Here is a 3767-nt window from a genome sequence, read left to right on the forward strand (position 1 = left end):
ATACCGGTTGTAGCCCAGCTGATCGTCCAGCTCGGCCTCCAGACCGTTTTCCATGAACTCGGTGTTAGGTTTAAGTCTAGTCTGCCACATAGCCTCGATTGCGGTAATCTCTCCGGCACGCCATCGGGAAACAACCCGCTCGTAGTTGTCCGGCAGCGGTATCGGCTTGCGTCCGGTGTACTGGCTCTTTGTCTCGGCAATGGCGATACCCTTGCGCTGGCGCTGGAGGATGTACTCGCGTTCGAGTTCTGCGACCGCCGCAAACGCCACAGTCGGCGCCATTGTCGCAACAAACACAATGATACTATTGCCGATAACAATCGTTTTTCATAACTTTCCCTCCTTGTTTTATCTGCCTTAACGGCTTAAATTTAAATAAAAAAACGCTTTCAAGACATGGCTACTCATGACTTGAAAGCGTTTTTATATCTTTGTTGGAACAGCACAAAAGGGCAGAGTTTTACTTGCTCTGCGAGCAGTGTATGGCACCGCAAATCGGCTTGCCAGATTCTTTTGACGGCGTACACCTCCTTCTGCCTAATAAAGCGCAGAAGAGGTTAACAGCGTCTTCACTGATGCTTGCAACCGGCTGTCATTGCGGCTTTTGCCGCCTTAGACCCTTCCGGCTTTGCATCCCCCATCTTTTGGTGGGTTTGCCTATCTCTCAGGCACCGTATATGTACCTGATTTTCGATTATTATACCATAATCTGTATAAGCGCACAACTGGTCTGCTATACAATACGTGTCATAAAAACGACATTTCGTGCAGCAATCTGATGAATATCACCGTTCGGATAGCACAGCTGCGCTTGCCTGTCTGTACACGCGACCATTCAATCCGGTGGACGCAGTACGGAGAGTGTGCTTTTTATTTCCACTGGGTGCGGTACTGATGCGGGGTAATGCCGGTGCTCTTGCGGAACGCCATAATGAAGTGCGAAGCACTGGAGAATCCGCAGTTATCTGCGATGGTCTCAATACTCTGCGAGGTGGTGAGCAGCTGCTGTTTTGCGGCGCTCAGACGTACAGTCTGCAAAAACTGATGCGGTGTTGCTGACTGGTATTCCTTAAACTTACGCATATAGTAGCAGGTGCTGAGCGCAGCACGCTGGGACAGGTGTTCGATGGAGAGCGACTTGTCCGCAAAATTGTACGTCATATAGTCGGCTGAGTCCTGAATGGCGATCTCGAGATCGCTTTTTTTCTTTTCCCCGAGCACGAGCACGAGCAGAACGAGCAGCTTGTTGATCGTCAGGGAAATAATATGAGGATTGGGCTGGTTCTGGTGCACTGAGACCATGATGCGGCGGACACATTCCTCAATCTCGGCATTGCTTCCGGTGGGCAGGATGAACCCGTGCGTATTGAGGATAAGATGTGTATAGGCCGTGCTGCTGTTGCCTGCAAAGTGGAACCAGCGCATGCGGATCGGAGTGAGGGCGTGATAGCTGTGCGGCTCTCTGCAGTCAAGCAGGATCAGGCTGCCGGGACCGGCGGTGCGTGTTTCACCGCGGTAGGTGACCGACAGTTCGCCTTCATCTACAATAAGCATCTGGCAGATATCCAGATAATTACGCTGCATACCGTATGTTTCGTCGCAATGGTAGCTGCCTGCGTGCGGAACATGGTACAGGTTAGTCGCGGTGAAGGCATCTGCATCGTGGTAATAGCGGACAGAATCTGCCAGAATACCCATATCGTTAAGCATAATTGGTGTCAACTCCTTTTTTGTACCATATCATGGTATGGAAATGCTGTCATTCGCTTTTCTTATACAATTATATCAAAAAATAATACTGATAAAAAGTATAAAATTTTGATATTTTATTATTATCCTGTGTAGTGATGAATGTGAGAATTTGATATATGATAGGTACAACGAAAGGGAAACGAACAAAAACACAAAAAATAGTTTCTTTTGAGTTAAAAAGACAAAGGGAAAAGAAAAAACAAGAATAGGAAATTCTACAATATAATAGGATTTTCTTGTTCAGAAGAGGGGTTGAAACATTTGATTATCATTTTAACATTCATCGCCTTCACCGGTCTTGTAGCCTTGATCTCATGGTACAAGACCAAGGAGGAGAACCTGTCCACCAAGGAAGGCTACTTCCTTGCAGGACGCGGACTGACCGGTCTGGTCATCGCCGGTTCACTGGAAATGACCAACCTGTCCACCGAACAGCTGGTCGGACAGGCCGGACAAAGCTATTCGACCAACATGGGCGCCATGAGCTGGTCGGTAAACGCAAGTATCGCGCTGCTGGCGCTGGCACTGATCTTCCTGCCGAAGTATCTGAAAGCCGGCATCACCACCATTCCGGAATTTCTGGAGGTTCGATTTGACCGCACCACCAAGCAGATCATCTCGTTCCTGTTCCTGCTCGGCTACATGCTTACTTACCTGCCGACCGTACTGTACTCCGGTGCGCTGGCCTTCAACCAGATTTTCCATCTGGATCAGCTGTTTGGCATCACCTCTTATCAGAGTATTGCGATCCTGTGTGTTGCAATCGGCGTTATCGGTTCCATCTACGCAATCTTCGGCGGCCTGAAGGCAGTTGCGGTATCCGATACCGTAAACGGCGTGGGTCTGCTGATCGGCGGTCTGCTGATCCCGATCCTGTCCATCTGCATCCTCGGCAACGGCAGCTTCCTTGCCGGCATTCAGGACTTCATCACCAATGTTCCGGCGGAAAAGTTCAACGCGGTCAATCCGGCGAACGCTCTGCCTCCGATGATTCCGTGGCCGGTTCTGTTCCTCGGCATGCTGTTCAACAACCTGTTCTACTGGTGCACCAACCAGTCCATCATCCAGCGCACGCTGGCTGCCAAGAATCTGGCACAGGCACAGAGAGGTGCTGTATTCACCGCATTCCTCAAGCTGCTGGATCCGTTCTTCATCACCATCTGCGGTCTGCTGGCTTACCGCTTCTTCGGAGACGGCCTGGCAAACAGCGACCTGGCATATCCGTCTCTGATCACCACAGTTGTTCCGAACTGGCTGCTCGGCATCATCGCAGCGGTTCTGTTCGGTGCGATCCTGTCGTCCTTTAACTCGGCACTGAACAGCTGTGTAACGCTTTACACGCTGGACTTCCACCGTCCGCTGTTCAACCAGACCGCAAGCGACTCTCATCTGGTAAGCGTAGGCAAGCGCGTTGGTACCGGTCTTGCGATCGTATCCATCTGCGTAGCGCCGTTCGTCAGCAATGCACCGTCCGGTCTGTATGACTTCCTGCAGGAGTGCTTCGGCTTCTACTCCATGCCGATCCTCGCGATCGTGCTGGTAGGCTTCTACACCAAGCGCGTTCCGGCCTGCGCGCCGAAAATTACGCTGGTCGTACACGTTATCCTGTACTCGATCTCCAAGTTCCTGCCGCTGAATGTGCATTACCTGTATGTTCTTTCGGTACTGTTCCCGGTAGACCTGGCACTGATGCTGCTCATCGGCAAGTTCAAGCCCCGTGCTACCGACTTCATCCTCGAGGATTCCAAGGCTGTTGACCTGACCCCGTGGAAGTATGTAAAACCCGCCGCGCTGACCTGCTTCATCCTGATGCTTTGCGTCTACGCGCTGTTCTCTCCGATCGGTCTGGCTCGATAATGAGCCGGACCCCGGAAACCATTCATCTATTCACATTGTAAGAAACGCACAAGGCGTTTTCGATAAAATCCAACAAAGGTATTGAGATTTTTTGAGGAGGAAAAACTTATGAGCAAGGAAATTAAAATCGGTCTGATCGGCGCTGGCTGGATGGGCAA

General features: G+C 50.8%; 2 protein-coding genes, 1 pseudogene and 1 riboswitch. Of the genes and pseudogenes, 1 reads left to right on the forward strand and 2 read right to left on the reverse strand.

The window, feature by feature from the left end:
• Both PGS25_RS15430 and PGS25_RS15435 read right to left on the reverse strand, forming a co-directional pair.
• Positions 1 to 297 (reverse strand): annotated as a pseudogene (locus PGS25_RS15430) (hypothetical protein); the annotation flags it as partial.
• A gap of 280 nt (positions 298 to 577) precedes the next feature.
• A riboswitch (cyclic di-GMP riboswitch) is annotated at positions 578 to 668 on the reverse strand.
• Positions 669 to 870: 202 nt separating this feature from the next.
• Positions 871 to 1710 carry an AraC family transcriptional regulator gene (locus tag PGS25_RS15435; RefSeq protein WP_270419403.1) on the reverse strand — a complete coding sequence of 280 codons (840 nt, stop codon included), beginning with the start codon at positions 1708 to 1710 and terminating at the stop codon, positions 871 to 873.
• A 303-nt stretch (positions 1711 to 2013) separates the two neighbouring features.
• Between PGS25_RS15435 and PGS25_RS15440 the strand changes: the two genes are divergently transcribed.
• A complete protein-coding gene (locus PGS25_RS15440) occupies positions 2014 to 3609 on the forward strand; it encodes a solute:sodium symporter family transporter (RefSeq protein ID WP_270419404.1) in 1596 nt (531 codons plus the stop codon).
• Positions 3610 to 3767: the final 158 nt, after the last annotated feature.

The organism is Butyricicoccus sp. AM78-15b2TA (genome assembly GCF_027665985.1).
Classification (GTDB): Bacteria; Bacillota; Clostridia; order Oscillospirales; family Butyricicoccaceae; genus Agathobaculum; species Agathobaculum butyriciproducens.

What these genes read in the sequence shown, in the direction of transcription:
- PGS25_RS15435 (WP_270419403.1), bottom strand. Translation starts at nt 1,710, where the DNA reads ATGCTTAACGATATGGGTATTCTGGCAGATTCTGTCCGCTATTACCAC.